The sequence below is a fragment of the Metabacillus litoralis genome, from assembly GCF_007994985.1.
Classification (GTDB): Bacteria; Bacillota; Bacilli; order Bacillales; family Bacillaceae; genus Metabacillus; species Metabacillus litoralis.
The window spans coordinates 724505-741643 of record NZ_VOQF01000001.1 but is presented as its reverse complement, the minus strand read 5'-3'; the positions used below and the strand labels follow the sequence as shown (position 1 = coordinate 741643).

Sequence of the window (17139 nt, the reverse complement as noted above, 5' to 3'; positions counted from 1 at the left end):
AGTATTTAATTGTTAAGCTTATAGGCGATCTTACCTTCATGGAATTTCGTTCTATAAGCTTTTTTGATGATTTTTTATTTCAGGTAAAGAAACATTAAATGTTTTACCTCTTTTGGTCCTCATGGTTTAATAAAGATAGTAAAGAAGGAGTGTGAATAGATTGAATTTATATACAAGAACAGGTGATAGCGGAAAAACAAGTATTATTGGTGGGCGAGTTGATAAAGATCATTTACGAGTTGAAGCTTATGGAACAATTGACGAAGCAAACAGCTTTGTTGGTCAGGCAATGACATTACTTACAGATTCACAGTTTGAAGATATTTATAATGAGCTTGAAAGAATTCAGCATGAATTATTTGATTGTGGTGGAGATCTGGCAGTTGTTAAAGAAAAATATCCGTATAAAACAACAGAAAATATGGTTACTTTCCTTGAGGAGAGAATTGATCATTATGTAAAAGAAGCTCCTGCACTTGAACGTTTTATTTTGCCAGGAGGAAGTCCGGCAGCAGCAGCCATCCATCTTGCAAGAACTGTTACACGAAGAGCAGAAAGGTGTACAGTTACATTACAAAAAGAGGCTGAAATTAATAACATTGTTCTCACTTATTTAAATCGATTATCTGACTATTTCTTTGCGGTGTCACGTGTTATTAATTATCGATTAGGTATAAATGATGTTGAGTATGAGCGAAGTGCATTAGTTTTTAAAAACAAATCATCAAAAGCAGAAGGTGAAAAGTGAGTGAAATAAAAATCTTAACGATTGAACATGCCGACATATATCGCTCATTAAGGCTTAAAGCTTTAAAAAATAATCCCGAAGCTTTTTCATCAAGCTATGAAGAAGAAGTTGTTCTGCCTCTTTCTGTTTTTGAAAAACGTCTTCAATCTACTGAGACCTTTATATTTGGAGCATTTTCAGATAATAGACTTGTTGGTACAGTTACATTAGTTAAAGAAAGTAAACGAAAACTTCAGCATCGTGCTACAATTTATGCGATGTATGTTTCTGAAGAAAGCAGACAAAAAGGTATTGGTAAAGCATTAATGGTAAATGCGTTAGAAAAAGCAAGAAATTTAAAGACAATTGAACAAATTTATTTAACAGTAGTAACAGAAAATAACACAGCTAAAAGTTTATATAAATTATTAGGATTTCAAGTGTATGCATTAGAAAGAAAAGCATTAAAAATTGATGATAACTATTATGATGAAGAACATATGGTGTGTTTTATTACCTGACCAATTGTTATATGCTAATGCGAGAGATAACAAAATGAAATAAAGTATTTAAGCGTATGATAAACCCGAATGATTAGGTGATATTTCAGGTTAATATCTCCCTAATTGTTCGGGCTATTTGACGTATCCAATGGATTTTGCATACTTTTTTTAGCGTTAGTGGAATGAAAGTGGGAGACACTTAACTCCTAGGCTTATAGCTTCCTCCCCAGCGAATTCTGGTGTGCAGTGCAATGGAACGAACTTGTTTTTTTAAAACTTTAACTGATTAATGCAAAACAGTATTATGTATTGAATATTTTAGAATAATTTAGTTTTTTTGTCTTTATGAGTGGTTTCTTTAAAGTATATCCCAGCCGCATTTTCTCCAAGAAAAGTTCCCCCACATATTTCCTATTTTAACGTAGCAATTTCTCTTATAGGTGTTTATTCATCAATTTATCATTGAATAAAATAGGTCTACGAGTTTAGTAGTTTATATGGTAAAGTAAAATAGGATATTACATATTATTACATAGTTGTTACAGATTCATTTCTTTATTAATTAATGTAACCTTACTTTTCATTGTACGACTAAATAAGAGAATGGAGGGGCATTCATGGAGGATACCTTTCAAAGAATTTATGAAAAATATCATCAAGATCTTTTTCAATTTTTGTTCTATATGGTCAAAAGTCGTGAACAGGCAGAAGACCTAGTGCAAGAGGTTTATATACGAGTATTAAAATCCTATGATAAGTTTGAAGGTCGAAGCAGTGAAAAAACTTGGTTAATTTCTATTGCAAGGCATGTTGCAATTGACTGGTTTCGTAAACAAAAAACAGTTAGACAAAGAATTTTTGAAAAATTTGATTGGGAAAAACAACAAATTGAAGATGAACATCAACCACTTCCTGATGAAGTCTTGCTCCAAAATGAACAGGTTCAATGGATATATAAAGCACTTAATGGTTGTACAATAGATCAGCGGACTGTCATTATATTGCGTTATGTTCAAGAATTATCTATTTCTGAAACAGCAGATGTTCTGGGTTGGTCAGTAAGCAAAGTAAAAACAACTCAGCATCGTGCTATAAAGCAGCTACAAAAACATATAGTGAGTATTTCTGAAAAGGAGGGGTTTCCTATTGAAAAGACAGGAGTGGAATGATGAAAAGCTCGAACAGATCTTAAGACAGTTACCCCATGTTCAAGATAAAAGGAGTTCAGAAGATATTTTTCAAAGTATATTAAATAAACAGCAAAACCGTAAAAAGTCAAAAACATGGATTGCTCCAACTTTTGCAACTGTGGCAGCAATGTTTATTTTCATTTTGTTTTCTCCATATCTGTTTCAAGAAATTTCTTCTTCTAATCAAGAAAGTAGTATGGATAAAGCAACATCAAGTTCAAGTGGAGAAGAGGAAATTTCACTTAATACTCAAGAAGATGAGTCAAAGCGAGAGTCAAGTATTATGGTGCAAGAAAATGACAATACTGAGGTAAAGCTTGCGGACCTTGAAAATAATGTTCAAGAAACATTTGTCACTCCCTTCAAAGATGGAAGTCAGACAATAACGATCGGTTTAACAGCAGCAAATGCAGAGTATATTATTCCAATAAGTGTGAGTGAAGAACATCTTAACCAACCACAACAAATACAGGAGATCTTAGTAGAGAATTTAATTGAAAAGATTGGACCTGTTAGCTTCGAACTACAAAACACAGAGATTTTACCACAGGAAAATCCAGAAGAAATTATTCTTGATTATACTGGTAAACCAATATTGTCAAGTTCGATGTCAGAGACTGTCTATAAAGAAGCGATCCAAGAAACATTTCGCTGGATAGGAGTTAATACAGTCAAACTTAAGACAAATAGTAATGCAGGAATAGAATTTGGTAATACAGGAATACAGTATGAAATGGCTATTCAAGAAAATCGACAAAAGGCTTATTTTATATATCAATATAGTGATAAAACGTCGAAATTACTTGTTCCTTCACCAGAATCTTTTTTAACGATAGATGAGGCAATAGAGGTAATGATCACAGGTATACCTGACAAGAAACTATATCCATCTGTTGTGGAACAACTGTCAAATATCTTGATCACTGAAAATGATACACAAATACAAATAGAATTTAGTAATGGTGATTCTTTTCAAAATACTGAGCAATATATACTAATGCTTGAAGCTATTTTATTAACAGCAAAAGATTTTGGGTTTGAGGAAGTCAAGTTCAATGGCATTGGCATAAATAAGATAGGAAATATGGATGTAACGAAACCAGTAGAAGTCCCATTTTCACCTAATCCAATTAATATAAACTAAAAGAGACTCAAATGTTGAGTCTCTTTTTGTGTATAGTTTGGAAGATAATGTTCTAAACTATTGTTGTTCTTTTTTAAGAGAGACATACATAGACTGACGATGTGGTAAAAAGAAAGACTTGCTTATGTATCACCTATCTTTAGCATGTTTAGCAGAACTGTCGTATAGATTTGCCTCAATTAAGCATACGATGAGAGGTTTTTGTACAAGATGGATAGTACGTTATAACCTTAATCTTTAAGTTATGTTAAAGCAGGGTTAACTAGAAAATAGTCCAAAAATGAAGTAGGGGGAGAAAAATGCAAGCTAAAATCATACAAATAATAGGGATTTTTATATTAGGACTCTTTACTGGAGTCATTTTATTAAGCACGCAAAGTGCAAGTGCACAAACATACATAGAAGAACTAGAAGATCAATGGGTTATGCCAGTAGATGGTAAGATTACTGACACATTTGGTACTCGTAAAGGGAAGCATAAAGGAATTGACATTGCTGCTCCTGAAGGAGAGGAAATTGTTTCTGTTTCAGAAGGGAAAGTAACAAAATCTTATTATTCAGATACATATGGTCATGTTGTTTTTATTAATCATCCTGAAGGATATGAGACAGTATATGCTCATTTACATAAGCGTTTGGTAGAAGAAGGAGACCAAGTGAAAAAAGGTCAAATAATAGGCATTATCGGCAATACAGGGATTTCTACAGGAACTCATTTGCATTTTGAACTACATAAAGGTGAATGGACATATGACAAGGAACACGCGTTAGATCCATTGTTTGTATTTGAATTGCCAAGTGATCCAGTTGTTCAGTCAAAAGGAAAATCAGCGAATGATACGCTTAAAAGTAAAGAAGAAGAGCAAGTTCCAACTTTTGCTCCAGAAAAGCCTGTTAGTGATCTTCATGATGAAAACGATACAAAATTGATAACAGTTGAAAAAGGTGACACATTATGGGCTATATCTCTTGCTCATAATATACCTATTAATTCTCTGAAGAAATGGAACAATTTAAATAGTAATACAATCTATCCTGATCAACAGCTCACTGTGCACATAACTAATGACCAAAGTTATGTCGTTCAATCAGGAGATACAATCTTTTCTATTGCAGAGGAATTTAGTGTAAGCCCGGAATCAATAAAAACGGTTAATCAATTGAATAATGAGATAATTTATCCTGAACAAGTATTAATTATTAATGAGAATAATTAAGAAGAAACTCATTTGCAAATAATAAACCCCCTCTATAAAAGAGGGGGTTTTATTAGAGACTATTCAAATTTTAGAGCGTCACCGTCAAATTTTTCGTCTGCAATTTTTATTGAGTCTGTTGGACAGCCTTCAAATGCATCCATCATATCTTCTTCAAGTGCATCAGGAATTTCAACAATTCCTTGGTTGTCATCTAGAGTTACAAATGCGATACCCTCATCATCATAATCATAGATATCGGGTGCAGCTGCTCCACAAGCGCCACAAGCAATACATGTGTCCTTGTCTACTATTGTATATTTTGCCATTAAACAAACCTCCTGAATGTATAATACCATATCATAATATGGTAGAAATGGTTAATTGAGTGATTCCTTACCTAAAAGATATCATTCACTAATATTGTCTCCTATTTAGTATTGTAAATCGGTTTTTAGGACATTTCAATAAAAAACTCTATTGAGAATCCTTATCACACCTGGGTTTGTAATGTTTGTGAAAGTTTTTTTCTGATATGACGTTGTTAATTGTTCAAAAGATGCTCTAGAAAAAGTTTCTTTCATCACTCAATTAGTCATTTCTAATAACTAAAAACCTTTTCGAAATAACACTTTTTACAAAGAGTAAAGAAAACAATGGATAAAAAGGATTAATTATATATCGTTGTCCATAAATTTGTTAAAATATAATATGTGATCGAATATTGTCAAACATTGTAGGGTGGTATAATGAAACTAAGTTATTTCCATATCGTTTTGCTTTATTGCTTAAAGCAATTTAATGGAGAAAGATCTGCCTCCGCTATTTATCATTTACTTAAAGGGAAAAAATCTTCACAAACAATTCAAGATGGGAAACTTTTTAATGTTTCTCATATGTTTAGTATATTTCCTTGGCTTTCACGTGTGCAAACAAATGCTGCTTGGCATGATATGGTAAAGGAAGGATTAATAGTACGAATACCTGATAACCAATTGATTGTAACCGAAAAGGGAAGGATAGAGTTGGAAACAAGACTAGAGCAATGTCCTTTCCCTAATAATATCCATGGATGGAATTATGGTGATATTGGGAGACTTTTCTGGAGAAGGCTTTCTTTACTTGTTCAAGTTGTTTCAAATGTTGCTTATGAAAGAAAGGATTATTTACCTGTTACGAAAAATCAAGATGATTTGGATTGGGTAAAGATGTTCTTAAGACATATTAAGATGTCGAAAACAGAATTAAATAAAAACCTCTATACGGAGATCTATAAAGCTCTTCAAGAGCAATCTGATAGGGGCGCAGTAATTTTTGTACAAAAGCTAACTGCCAGTAAAAAAATCGGTCTGACTTTTGAACAGATAGCTGTAAAGGAAAAACAGGATTCACATTACATTTATCTTTTGTTTTGGGGTATTATTCATTCGTGCATAGAGCTTCAACAATTAAAAGTAGATCAATTTCCTTTGTTTAATGAAATCATAAAAGATAAATTTCAAACAGAGTTTTTGACTTCTTCAAGCAAAAAAACCAAGAACTATCTGTTACAAGGTAAAAGTATTTCTGAGATATCGAGTATACGTAGATTAAAAGAAAGTACAATAGAAGATCATATAGTCGAAATCACACTACATGACAAACATTTTCAGCCTTGGAATTTTTTAAGTAAAAAAGACTATCTAGTTATAAAGCAAACGATTGCTAAATTAAATACTCATCAATTGAAAAGGGTTAGAGAAGCTTTAGATAGCAACTTTAGTTATTTTCAAATAAGGCTTGTATATGCTCTGATGGGGAGGAAAGAATGAGACATTTGCTAGAAAAGGCTCTGCAAACAAACTTCAATTTAACAGAATTTAGAAATGGTCAGCTTGAAATTATTGAAAATATTTTAGCTAGAAAAGATGTAATTGCTATGCTACCTACTGGAGGTGGTAAATCACTATGTTATCAGCTACCAGGGTACTTTTTAGAAGGACCAATATTAATTGTTTCCCCACTTTTATCACTAATGGAAGATCAGGTTGAACAAATAAAACAAAGAGGCGAAAAAAGTGTTATCGCACTGAACAGTACAACCCCTATTTATAAAAGAAGATTACATCTTGAAAGCATTCAACAGTATCGTTATATCTATGCATCACCAGAAATGCTTCAAATCGATTATGTGAGACATGCGTTGAAAGAAGCTAATATCTCTTTATTCGTCGTAGATGAAGCGCATTGTATTTCACAATGGGGACATGATTTTCGTCCAGATTATGCTAAATTGGGTGAACTAAGAGGTGAATTGAAAAACCCTCCCTGCTTGGCATTAACTGCTACAGCAACAAAAGAGGTAATTTTAGATATAAAAGAAATTTTACAATTCAGCAGTGAACATAGGGAATATATTTATTCAATAAATAGGTCAAATATTTCTTTGTCCGTTGAAAAGCTTTCTACAATGAATGAGAAAATAACACGAATTGTGGAGCTAGTTCAAAACCTAAAGGGACCTGGAGTTATATATTGCTCAAGTAGATTATGGACGGAGAAATTAGCGCAAATCCTAATGGATTCTGGTGTTGGAGATGTAGGGTATTATCATGGTGGAATGGATCAAGAGCAGCGTATTTTGATTCAGCAGCAGTTTCTATATAATCAATTGAAAATTGTTTGTTGTACAAATGCATTTGGAATGGGCGTTAATAAGCAAAATATACGGTATGTTATCCATTTTCATTTTCCATCACAAATTGAATCTTATATGCAAGAGATAGGTAGAGCTGGTCGTGATGGATTACCAAGTATTGCTATTACATTAGTAACTGATAATGATTATGAAATTCCAAAATTGCTTGTTGAATCAGAATTTCCTTCTTATGAAAAATTGTATCAAACTGTTTACTTTTTAGAAGAAAATAAACATATACCTCTTACTAGTGATAAGATTATTGAAATGTGTGGATTATCTGATACTCAATGCAGATATATCGAAAATATTTATCATAATCATTCGCTTGAGCCGGAAAAAATGATTTCGTATATATGGAATGAAATTGAAAAAAGAGTGCTAATTAAACATGATAAATTAAATACAATGACCAAATGGATTTCCACAACTGACTGTAGAAGAAAACAGTTATTAGCATATTTTGACGAAAATTTAGAAGTTGTTCAAGATAATTGCTGTGATTGTTGTGGGGTTTCCTACGATTTGTTCATAAGTAGTGAGAAAAACTCTTACCAAACCACTGTTATAAATTGGGTAGCAGAGTTGGATGAGATTTTTCGTAGGGTGAGTGAGTAAAATTTGTTTAAAAAGCAGAATGAAATTATTAAACATTTAACAGACAAACAAATCGTTCAAAATCTTTACTTTACGCAATTGTTATTACTAGTTCTTTCTTTAGTTTTAAGTGTGTTTCTCTTTAATAGTCCTCAAAGTTTTTTTGAGCTATTTGAGTACAAAAACCTTACATTTATCTATTATGGAATAGGAGTTGCGTTACTTGTCATTATTGTAGATTTTATTATTTTTAAGGTATCTCCAAGTGATTTAGTTGATGATGGTGGAATTAATGAAAAAATTTTTAGTAAAAGATCTATTCTTCACATCATTTTTTTAACTGCACTTATAGCATTTTCAGAAGAACTGTTGTTTAGAGGTGTTCTTCAAACCAATTTAGGAATTTGGATAGCTAGTATTATCTTTGCTATATTACATTTTCGCTATCTCTCTAAATGGTTATTGTTTATTATGGTTGTGACGATAAGCTTCTTATTAGGTGTTGTGTATGACATTACGGGTAGCTTATATACAACAATAATCGCTCACTTTTTGATCGATTTAGTTTTTGCTATACAAATAAGACTTCAATATGTAAATGAGGTGAAACATGATGAGTGAGACCGGAAAGCAACGAACCGATCAAGCGGAAAATTTACGTACAAAGATGATTGATGATTATAAAGAGCAACATGGTGATTATCCACCACGTGGTGAAGTTCACAAAAACAAAGAGAAAAAATCAAAACTAAAATTGAAATACCCGATTATTAGTTTACTAGCTTTGTTTTTTTGCTTAGTTCCTGTTTTGATTTTTTCATTTTATCTCTATTATAATGATGATAGCAGAACTTCTAAAGATAATGAAGAAACAGTTGGCAACGATACGATCTATATCCCGAAAAAAAATGATAATAATGATTCAACATTAACCGATGAAACAGCTATCGAGGCAGAAGAAACTGTTTCAAATGAACCTGATGAAACTATAGAAGCTGATTCTCAAACAGAAGATCAAGTAGCTACTGAAGAAATAGAAAAGATAGAGGAAGAACAAGAACAAGTTGAAAAGCAGCCTGAGGATAGTGAGATACCTAATACAACGAAAACTGACACTGAATCTGCATCAACAAATTCAAATGAGCAAGAATATCGAGATATAATCACGCACAAAGTAGGTGCTGGTGAAACACTTTTTAAAATTGCTATAAAATACTATAATAGTCGTACTGGCGAGGACATTATTCGTCAGTATAATGATCTAAATGGAAACGATATTTACGAAGGACAAATTCTTAAGATACCATTAAAATAATGAGCGTCATAACTTCCACTGTGTATAAAACTTCAAACAGTGGGAGTTTTTTTATTTGTTCTAAAAGAAAAAGAACATCATATCTAATAGGACAACTTCATACAATGTAACAAGTATTATTGAAAGTGGTATGAAGGGAAGTGATTAAGATTGAAACAAGAATTCAGTTATTAAAGGATCATACTGATGCTCCTACGAAAAAAATGTTGGAAAATTTAGTAGACCGAAAAAGGAAATTTGATGCTTATAAAAAGAAATGCTTTAAAGCTCAATTTATCACTTTCCTCTTACTGATGGGGTTTGTCGTTTATTTATATGCTTTTCTAATAAAGCCAGCGGGAGGACAAATTGAAGTTGTTCTTCGTTCGATTTTTGATGAAGAATTTCATGTTTTTGTTGTATTACTGATTGTTAGTGGGTATGCAACTGCCCAATTTTACAAAAAGAAGGAAGATAAAGCTGAGAAGGAATACCATAATCTGAGATGTGAAGTAATTAGAAAAAGTGCAGAATTATGGCCACAGCCAACTCCATGGCAAAATCGACATGAAGTTTTTACAATGATGAAGCAAGAATATGATATTAACTTATTTCATGAAAGTAAATAAATTTTTTTAATGAATAGTTTAAGAAACGAAATTCCTTTAAATAAAGGCTGTTTTCTTAAACTTTGTTGTTTTTAGAATCATGATGGAAACAACTCAGTTTAAAGTCTAATGGGATATTTTTTCCTACGAATCGCACCTTATAACTACAATTTGCAACATTTTTTAGAAAAGAGCTTTTATTAAGGCACTTTTTTTGAAAGATTGTTACTATTAGACGTCATTATTTATTTCAACCAGTTTGTTATCGCATATATATGAAAAAAAGGCCAACATTTCATCTTACTTAATAGAAATGATTGGCTTTTTTGTTATATAATAACATAAGTTTTTTACCTTTAGCTGACTAGTGTGTTACTGATTTCTAATTTGGGGTGATTTTTTGATCATATTGAGTGTTCTTATTTTTATATTAATAACTGGACTTGTTATTTTGTTCATGTTTATAAAGGGTAACGAAAATAATTTAACAACAAATGTAGTTGAGTTTGAATCATATCCAGACAGTTTTGATGACTTGCATGTTTTTTTTATTTCTGATATTCATAGAAGAGTTTTATCAAATAAATTAATCGCAAAAATACCTAATAAAGTTGATGTAATAATTATTGGCGGAGATTTAGTAGAATCTGGAGTTCCTTTAACAAGAGTTAGACAAAATATTAAAGCATTGAGTGATATTGCACCCATTTATTTTGTATTTGGTAACAACGATTATGAAGTAGGAAAAGAAAACCTTGAGGATGTGCTGAATGAAAGTGGAGTTATCCTTCTCAATAACACTGCTATAACATTCACCTCTCATAAAGGAGATCATATAATATTACTTGGAGTCGAGGATTTAAGTGAAAAACGAGATAGGTTGGAGCATGCATTAGGTGCTAGTTCTGAAGGATTTAAAATTTTAGTGAGTCATAACCCAGATATATACGATAAAATTTCAAGTGAAGATCAAATATCACTTATCTTAAGTGGTCATACACATGGTGGACAAATTCGGATTTTTGGTCTGGGTATGTATAAAAAAGGTCGTTTACACTACTTAGAAAAGGCAACAATGTTAATAAGTAATGGATATGGAACAACCTTAATCCCGTTACGATTAGGTGCACCAGCTGAGGCACACTATATTAAAATAAAAGGGACTAAATAGGAGAATTATTATTAAGTTAAGCCATGCTTTTGTTAAGCATGGTTATTCAATTGTTATACAAAGTTTACACAAGGATAACAATTAGATATAATTTTCATACAGAGTTTTTCTAATGGGGGATTTTTAATGTCGATTCAAGAAGGCAAATATAATATAAAAGCAGTTTCCAAGATGCTAGGAATTCAAGCTGGGACCTTAAGAGCTTGGGAACGTAGATATAATATGATCGCACCGGTACGAAATGAATCAGGACACAGATTGTATTCAGAAAATCACATAAAAATTTTAAAGTGGCTTATTCATAAAGTTAATAAAGGATTTACAATCAGTCAAGCTGTTAATTTACTTGAAACAAACCCGTTGTCGCTAAATGAGCAAACCGATTTGAAAATAAAGTCTGCCGAACAAGATCATTCACTAGATTTAATGGACGAGCTATTACAATCACTTCTAACCTTTGATGAGAATTCAGCACATGAATTATTAAATAGAGCTTTTAGCCTTTATTCTGTTGATAAAGTAGTCATCGAGATCCTCGGGACGTTACTGGTTAAGATCGGTGATATGTGGGAAATTGGAAAAATCACTTCTGCGCATGAACATTTTGCTTCTTCTTTTTTACGCTCGCGCATTGGGATGATTTTGCATACATTACCAGTAGATGGGTTATTGCCAAAGGTTATTGCAGTTTGTGGACCAGATGAAACTCATGAGCTAGGTTTATTAATATTTACTCTATTCTTAAGACGTAAAGGGTTTGAAGTCATTTATTTAGGTGCAAGTATTGCAGAGGGCGATATCGATATTGTTATTGAAGAAGTAAAACCAGAATTTCTCTTTTTATCATGTACGTTAGTGAAGAATGTAAAGAAAACATTTGAACTTGTTGATCATCTCTCATCTAAATACGAGCGACTGAAAATAGGTCTTGGTGGTAAAGGTTTTTCTAAGATATCTGAAGAAACCCTTTTTCCATACCAAGCACATATTCTAGGTGGTAATAAAGAGCAATGGGGAAATTGGCTTAAGGGAAAAATAGGAATGGAATAATTAATGCTTTTAACTTGTCTAAATTTGTCCTAAAGTGTAAACTGTAAAAAATATTAGAACCATCTCGTATAAAAATCATACTATGATTATATATAGAGCGGTCTCACGGCAGGAGGGTATGGGATGCGGCTAGAGCGACTGAACTATGATAAAATTAAAATATTCTTAACCACAGATGATTTAAGAGATAGAGGATTAACAAAAGAAGATCTCTGGAAAGATTCATTAAAGGTTCAACAACTATTTAGAGATATGATGGATGAAGCAAGTGTTGAATTGGGCTTTGAGGCGCATGGACCAATAGCTGTTGAAGTATATTCACTTCATGCTCAAGGGATGGTTATTATTGTTTCTCATAGTGAAGAAGCAACTGAATTGGATGATGATTTTTCTGACGAATATATTGAAATGCAAGTGAAACTAGATGAGAACTTTGATGTTATATATGAATTTAGTTCGTTTGAAGATATCATTCAGGTGTCAAACTATCTTTTCACAAAAAAAGTCCAAGATGGAATGATCATTTTCTATTCAGAAAAGTATTATTTACTTTTAACCGATGACCAACCATTCGATATTGATGATTTAGTAGCAATTTTAGCTGAGTATGGCAATCCATCAACACTAACAGTCCATAGATTAAAAGAATATGGAAAAGTGATTATTGAACAGAAAGCAATTGAAGAAATTCATCATCATTTTTGGTAAACTTCTTTTTGCTTTTATCACTTATATTCATATTTTCACGATTGATACGAGATACTATTATACGAAGCAATCGAAGTAATCGGTTGCTTTTCTTACATAGAAATTTACAACCTGAACCTTCTGTGAAGATATCTTCTTCACAGCCATCCTCAATAATGTAAGAGGAATATTAGAATGTAGGTATACTGACCATCTTATTGGTTTTATAAGGATTTTTAAAAAGTATGTCTTAGTAATATTGAAAAGGTATTATTCTAGTGTTATAGAAAAGTGATAAGAAATAAATGATCGCGTATGCGTTGTAAAAAACTTTAAAAAGATGCTTTTTCTTCTTTGCATAACTCATATGAAAGTGTATACTAATGTCTGAAAGGTGGACATTCTTTCATTCACTGATTAGATTTAGGAGGTTAACTTTTAATGGTAGCCGAGAAAAACACCGATGCACAAAATGATAAATTAGATGTGTTAAAATCAACACAAACGGTGATACATAATGCCCTTGATAAGCTAGGGTATCCTGAAGAAGTATATGAATTATTGAAAGAACCAATTAGATTGATGACTGTAAAAATTCCTGTTAGGATGGACGATGGATCAGTAAAGATATTTACTGGTTACCGCGCTCAACATAATGACGCAGTAGGTCCAACTAAAGGTGGAATTAGATTTCATCCTAATGTTACTGAAAAAGAAGTGAAAGCACTTTCGATTTGGATGAGTTTAAAATGTGGAATCGTTGATTTACCGTATGGTGGGGGTAAAGGTGGCATTGTTTGTGATCCAAGAGATATGTCTTTTAGAGAACTAGAGCGCCTCAGCCGAGGATATGTTAGAGCGATCAGTCAGATTGTTGGGCCGACAAAAGACATTCCAGCACCTGATGTTTTTACAAATTCTCAAATAATGGCTTGGATGATGGATGAATACAGTCGTATTGATGAATTTAATTCTCCGGGCTTTATTACAGGTAAGCCATTAGTTTTAGGTGGTTCACATGGACGAGAATCTGCAACAGCAAAAGGTGTAACCATCTGTATTCGTGAAGCAGCTATGAAAAAAGGAATTAAGCTTGAAGGTGCAAGAGTGGTTGTGCAGGGATTTGGTAATGCAGGAAGTTTCCTTTCGAAATTTATGCATGATGCAGGAGCAATTATTGTAGGTATTTCAGATGCTTACGGTGGTCTTTATGATCCTGAAGGATTAGATATAGATTATTTATTAGATCGTCGTGATAGTTTTGGTACTGTTACGAAATTATTTAAAGATACAATTACAAATCAAGAACTTCTTGAATTAGATTGCGATATTTTAGTTCCAGCAGCAATTGAAAATCAAATTACTGAACAAAATGCGGATAAAATTCGTGCTAGTATTGTAGTAGAAGCAGCCAATGGTCCTACTACACTTGAAGCAACAAGAATCCTCTCTGAAAGAGGAATCTTATTAGTTCCAGATGTATTAGCAAGCGCAGGTGGAGTAACTGTATCTTATTTTGAATGGGTTCAAAATAACCAGGGTTATTATTGGACAGAAGAAGAAGTGGAAGAAAAACTTGAAAAAGTAATGGTTAAATCATTTAATAATATTTATGAAACAAGTCAAAATCGACGTGTGGATATGCGTCTAGCTGCTTATATGGTTGGAGTACGTAAAATGGCTGAAGCATCTAGATTTAGAGGATGGATTTAAGTTTATCATTTGCAAACTAATTGAAAATCTCCTATCATTTGTGATAGGAGATTTTTGTGTTTGCCTATAAAACATATTTATTACTTTAAAAACACCTGTTTATATAATTATGTTGTGCTTTTTTAACTTAGGCTATGTTAAAGGTTAATGTTGATTTTTAGCACATTGTTGATTGGAGTGAAGGGCATGAGACTCCTGCGGGAGAAGCGTGTCAAAGGGAGACCCCACAGGCGCTTGCGCCGAGGAGGCTCCCGGACCTAGGAAAAAAGGTACTTTTTTCCCGGGAAAGCGAATGCCTGTAACGGAAATCAACAACAAAGTTTAACAGAGCCTTAACTTAAACAAATAGGTACTATTTATAGCTTAGAGGCTTAAACTTAAATAGAATTTAAACTATTAAATAAATATTTATAAGAGTAGAAGTATCAAATATGCAGGATTTTAAAAATCAAAACCTAATTCAAGAGATAAACAACATTTTATTTTAAAAAATCAACAGGAGTTGGAGACCGTGATAAAAGAGGATACAATTATTGTTGGTGGTGGTCCTTGTGGATTATCAACAGCTATTGCTTTAGAAAAGACAGGTAAAAAGCCGCTAGTAATTGAAAAGGGCAATATCGTAAATGCGATTTATCATTATCCAACACATCAAACTTTTTTTAGCTCAAGTGAAAAATTAGAAATCGGAGAAGTACCTTTTATCACCGAAAATCGAAAACCATATCGGATCCAAGCTTTGGCATATTATCGTGAAGTAGTGAAAAGAAAAGAGATCCGTGTTAATGCCTTTGAAAAAGTAGAAAAAATAGAAAAACAAGACATGAAATTTATTATTTATTCAAATAAACAAATTTATGAAGCGAATAATGTTGTTATAGCAACAGGTTACTATGATCATCCAAACTACATGAATATTACTGGTGAGGAATTACCAAAAGTTTTTCACTACTTTAAGGAAGGTCATCCGTATTTTGATAAAGATGTATTAGTTGTTGGAGGGAAGAATTCAAGCGTTGATGCAGCGTTAGAACTTGTGAATTCCGGAGCAAGAGTTACAGTTATTTACAGAGGGGAAGAGTATTCCCAAAGTATAAAGCCTTGGATATTACCAGAGTTTGAAGCACTTGTTCGAAATGGTGAAATCTCAATGGAATTTAATGCACATTTGCTTGAAATTGATACAGATACAGTTAGGTATAAAGTGAAAAATGAAATAAAAGAAATTAAAAATGATTTTGTTTTTGCCATGACAGGTTATCATCCTGATCATAGTTTCCTGAGGAAAATGGGAGTAGAAATTGACTCTGAAACGGGTCGACCGATTTATAACCCTGACACTATGGAAACAAACATTAAGGGAATCTTTATTGCAGGAGTCCTTGCAGCAGGAAACAATGCAAATGAAATATTCATTGAAAATGGCCGTTTTCATGGTCAGTTAATTTGTGATGAAATAATAAAAAATAGATAAACAAAAAAAGAGGATACAGCTTAATAAAGGGGTATCCTCCCAAAAATTTTAACGTTTCTTTTTTATTTTTTGTTTATTATTATGAAAAATTATGAGATCGAATAATTGAATTTTACACAGCGAAAATTTCTTCAATTTCATTGAGATCTTTTGTTGTTTCTAAGGCAATCATTAATTTAATTCGTGCTTTTTGACCATTTAAGCCATTGCTAAAAATGAACCCTAGTTCTTTTAAATGTCTTCCTCCACCTTCATATCCATAAACATCTTGAACAATTCCATTAAAGCAGCGGGAAACGAGGACAATTGGTATACCCTTTTTTATAATCTTTTGTAAGCTAGGGAGCATCATAGGTGGTAAATTACCTTGTCCTAATGCCTCAATTACAAGCCCATTTAAATTTAATTGATCTAACGCATTTATAATTTGGTCATCCATTCCTGCATATGCTTTTATAAGGAATACATTTTTATTTAAGCTTTTAACTTTTAAAGAACGATGTAAAACAGGTTTATGATGGAAAGATACTCCACCTTTATTGACAATTCCAATTGGACCATACTGTGGACTTTGAAAAGTTGCTACATTACTTGTATGTGTTTTAGTTACATTTTTTGCTGTATGAATTTCATCATTCATTACAACTAAAACTCCCATAGACTTTGCGTGCTCTGATGATGCGACTTTTATAGCTGATAGTAAATTATAAAGACCATCTGAGCCTAATTCATTACTTGACCTCATTGCTCCTGTTAATACAACTGGAATATCAAGTGATAAAGTAACATCCAGGAAATAGGCTGTTTCCTCTAAAGTATCTGTTCCGTGTGTGATAACAACACCATTTAACTGATGAGATGTTAGTGTTGATTCTATATGGTTTTTTATGTCTAACATATTTGATGGAGTAATATGTGGTGACGGTAAATGAAATAACTCCGATGTTATAAGGTTAATATTTGGAATCTCTTTAATATGATCAACAAGGGGGTTTTTGTCTCCTGGTTTCACTTCACCTGATTCATTTTCTTGCATTGAGATTGTACCACCTGTGTGGATTAAGAGAATATTTTTTGTTTTCATTTTTTTGAACCTCCTTGTTTCTAC

Annotated in this window: 17 protein-coding genes; 15 read left to right on the top strand and 2 right to left on the bottom strand. The window is 32.5% G+C overall.

What is annotated here, in order from left to right:
* The first annotated feature begins 160 nt into the window (after nt 1–160).
* The 5 genes from FS935_RS03835 (at nt 161) to FS935_RS03815 (ending at nt 4781) form a co-directional block, all read left to right on the top strand.
* Complete coding sequence (locus FS935_RS03835) at nt 161–748, top strand: cob(I)yrinic acid a,c-diamide adenosyltransferase (RefSeq protein WP_146946186.1); 588 nt, start codon at nt 161–163, stop codon at nt 746–748.
* Complete coding sequence (locus FS935_RS03830) at nt 745–1248, top strand: GNAT family N-acetyltransferase (protein WP_146946185.1); 504 nt, start codon at nt 745–747, stop codon at nt 1246–1248. The genes FS935_RS03835 and FS935_RS03830 overlap by 4 nt, the downstream gene beginning before the upstream one ends.
* A gap of 599 nt (nt 1249–1847) precedes the next feature.
* Nucleotides 1848–2399 carry an RNA polymerase sigma factor SigX gene (gene sigX / locus FS935_RS03825; protein ID WP_146946184.1) on the top strand — a complete coding sequence of 184 codons (552 nt, stop codon included), beginning with the start codon at nt 1848–1850 and terminating at the stop codon, nt 2397–2399.
* Nucleotides 2377–3564, top strand: coding sequence for an RsiX family anti-sigma factor (locus FS935_RS03820; protein WP_146946183.1), 1188 nt, complete (start codon nt 2377–2379; stop codon nt 3562–3564). The genes sigX and FS935_RS03820 overlap by 23 nt, the downstream gene beginning before the upstream one ends.
* A gap of 299 nt (nt 3565–3863) precedes the next feature.
* Nucleotides 3864–4781: a M23 family metallopeptidase gene (locus FS935_RS03815; protein WP_146946182.1), complete on the top strand. Its 918-nt coding sequence runs from the start codon at nt 3864–3866 to the stop codon at nt 4779–4781.
* Nucleotides 4782–4840: 59 nt separating this feature from the next.
* Here FS935_RS03815 and FS935_RS03810 read toward each other — a convergent pair whose 3' ends face one another.
* Nucleotides 4841–5089: a ferredoxin gene (locus FS935_RS03810; protein ID WP_146946181.1), complete on the bottom strand. Its 249-nt coding sequence runs from the start codon at nt 5087–5089 to the stop codon at nt 4841–4843.
* A gap of 420 nt (nt 5090–5509) precedes the next feature.
* On the opposite strand from FS935_RS03810, the gene FS935_RS03805 reads away from it, so the two are divergent.
* The 10 genes from FS935_RS03805 to FS935_RS03760 all read left to right on the top strand — a co-directional run bounded on the left by FS935_RS03805 (nt 5510) and on the right by FS935_RS03760 (nt 16031).
* On the top strand, nt 5510–6571 hold the full coding sequence (locus tag FS935_RS03805) for a YpbB family protein (RefSeq protein ID WP_146946180.1): 1062 nt from the start codon (nt 5510–5512) through the stop codon (nt 6569–6571).
* Nucleotides 6568–8055 carry a RecQ family ATP-dependent DNA helicase gene (locus FS935_RS03800; protein ID WP_146946179.1) on the top strand — a complete coding sequence of 496 codons (1488 nt, stop codon included), beginning with the start codon at nt 6568–6570 and terminating at the stop codon, nt 8053–8055. The genes FS935_RS03805 and FS935_RS03800 overlap by 4 nt, the downstream gene beginning before the upstream one ends.
* Before the next feature lie 3 nt (nt 8056–8058).
* Complete coding sequence (locus FS935_RS03795; protein ID WP_240050803.1) at nt 8059–8655, top strand: CPBP family intramembrane glutamic endopeptidase; 597 nt, start codon at nt 8059–8061, stop codon at nt 8653–8655.
* On the top strand, nt 8648–9349 hold the full coding sequence (locus tag FS935_RS03790; RefSeq protein ID WP_146946178.1) for a LysM peptidoglycan-binding domain-containing protein: 702 nt from the start codon (nt 8648–8650) through the stop codon (nt 9347–9349). Before FS935_RS03795 ends, FS935_RS03790 begins: the two co-directional genes overlap by 8 nt.
* A gap of 140 nt (nt 9350–9489) precedes the next feature.
* Entirely contained in the window at nt 9490–9957 is a 468-nt protein-coding gene (locus FS935_RS03785) for a DUF2663 family protein (RefSeq protein WP_146946177.1), read from the top strand.
* Nucleotides 9958–10342: 385 nt separating this feature from the next.
* A complete protein-coding gene (locus tag FS935_RS03780; protein WP_240050811.1) occupies nt 10343–11107 on the top strand; it encodes a metallophosphoesterase in 765 nt (254 codons plus the stop codon).
* 126 nt (nt 11108–11233) lie between these two features.
* Nucleotides 11234–12157, top strand: a complete 924-nt coding sequence (locus FS935_RS03775; RefSeq protein ID WP_146946176.1) for a MerR family transcriptional regulator — start codon at nt 11234–11236, stop codon at nt 12155–12157.
* A 123-nt stretch (nt 12158–12280) separates the two neighbouring features.
* Nucleotides 12281–12865: a genetic competence negative regulator gene (locus FS935_RS03770; protein WP_146946175.1), complete on the top strand. Its 585-nt coding sequence runs from the start codon at nt 12281–12283 to the stop codon at nt 12863–12865.
* Nucleotides 12866–13285: 420 nt separating this feature from the next.
* Complete coding sequence (locus tag FS935_RS03765) at nt 13286–14557, top strand: Glu/Leu/Phe/Val family dehydrogenase (RefSeq protein WP_146946174.1); 1272 nt, start codon at nt 13286–13288, stop codon at nt 14555–14557.
* 511 nt (nt 14558–15068) lie between these two features.
* Complete coding sequence (locus FS935_RS03760; RefSeq protein ID WP_146946173.1) at nt 15069–16031, top strand: YpdA family putative bacillithiol disulfide reductase; 963 nt, start codon at nt 15069–15071, stop codon at nt 16029–16031.
* A 112-nt stretch (nt 16032–16143) separates the two neighbouring features.
* Here the strand turns inward: FS935_RS03760 and FS935_RS03755 are convergent, their stop codons facing one another.
* Nucleotides 16144–17115 carry an asparaginase gene (locus FS935_RS03755; protein ID WP_146946172.1) on the bottom strand — a complete coding sequence of 324 codons (972 nt, stop codon included), beginning with the start codon at nt 17113–17115 and terminating at the stop codon, nt 16144–16146.
* Nucleotides 17116–17139 lie beyond the last annotated feature (24 nt).

Coding starts and splice junctions, on each gene's coding strand:
- FS935_RS03755 (WP_146946172.1), bottom strand. CDS start 17,115: ATGAAAACAAAAAATATTCTCTTAATCCACACAGGTGGTACAATCTCA.
- sigX (WP_146946184.1), top strand. CDS start 1,848: ATGGAGGATACCTTTCAAAGAATTTATGAAAAATATCATCAAGATCTT.
- FS935_RS03800 (WP_146946179.1), top strand. CDS start 6,568: ATGAGACATTTGCTAGAAAAGGCTCTGCAAACAAACTTCAATTTAACA.
- FS935_RS03775 (WP_146946176.1), top strand. CDS start 11,234: ATGTCGATTCAAGAAGGCAAATATAATATAAAAGCAGTTTCCAAGATG.
- FS935_RS03815 (WP_146946182.1), top strand. CDS start 3,864: ATGCAAGCTAAAATCATACAAATAATAGGGATTTTTATATTAGGACTC.
- FS935_RS03770 (WP_146946175.1), top strand. CDS start 12,281: ATGCGGCTAGAGCGACTGAACTATGATAAAATTAAAATATTCTTAACC.
- FS935_RS03810 (WP_146946181.1), bottom strand. CDS start 5,089: ATGGCAAAATATACAATAGTAGACAAGGACACATGTATTGCTTGTGGC.
- FS935_RS03790 (WP_146946178.1), top strand. CDS start 8,648: ATGAGTGAGACCGGAAAGCAACGAACCGATCAAGCGGAAAATTTACGT.
- FS935_RS03805 (WP_146946180.1), top strand. CDS start 5,510: ATGAAACTAAGTTATTTCCATATCGTTTTGCTTTATTGCTTAAAGCAA.
- FS935_RS03765 (WP_146946174.1), top strand. CDS start 13,286: ATGGTAGCCGAGAAAAACACCGATGCACAAAATGATAAATTAGATGTG.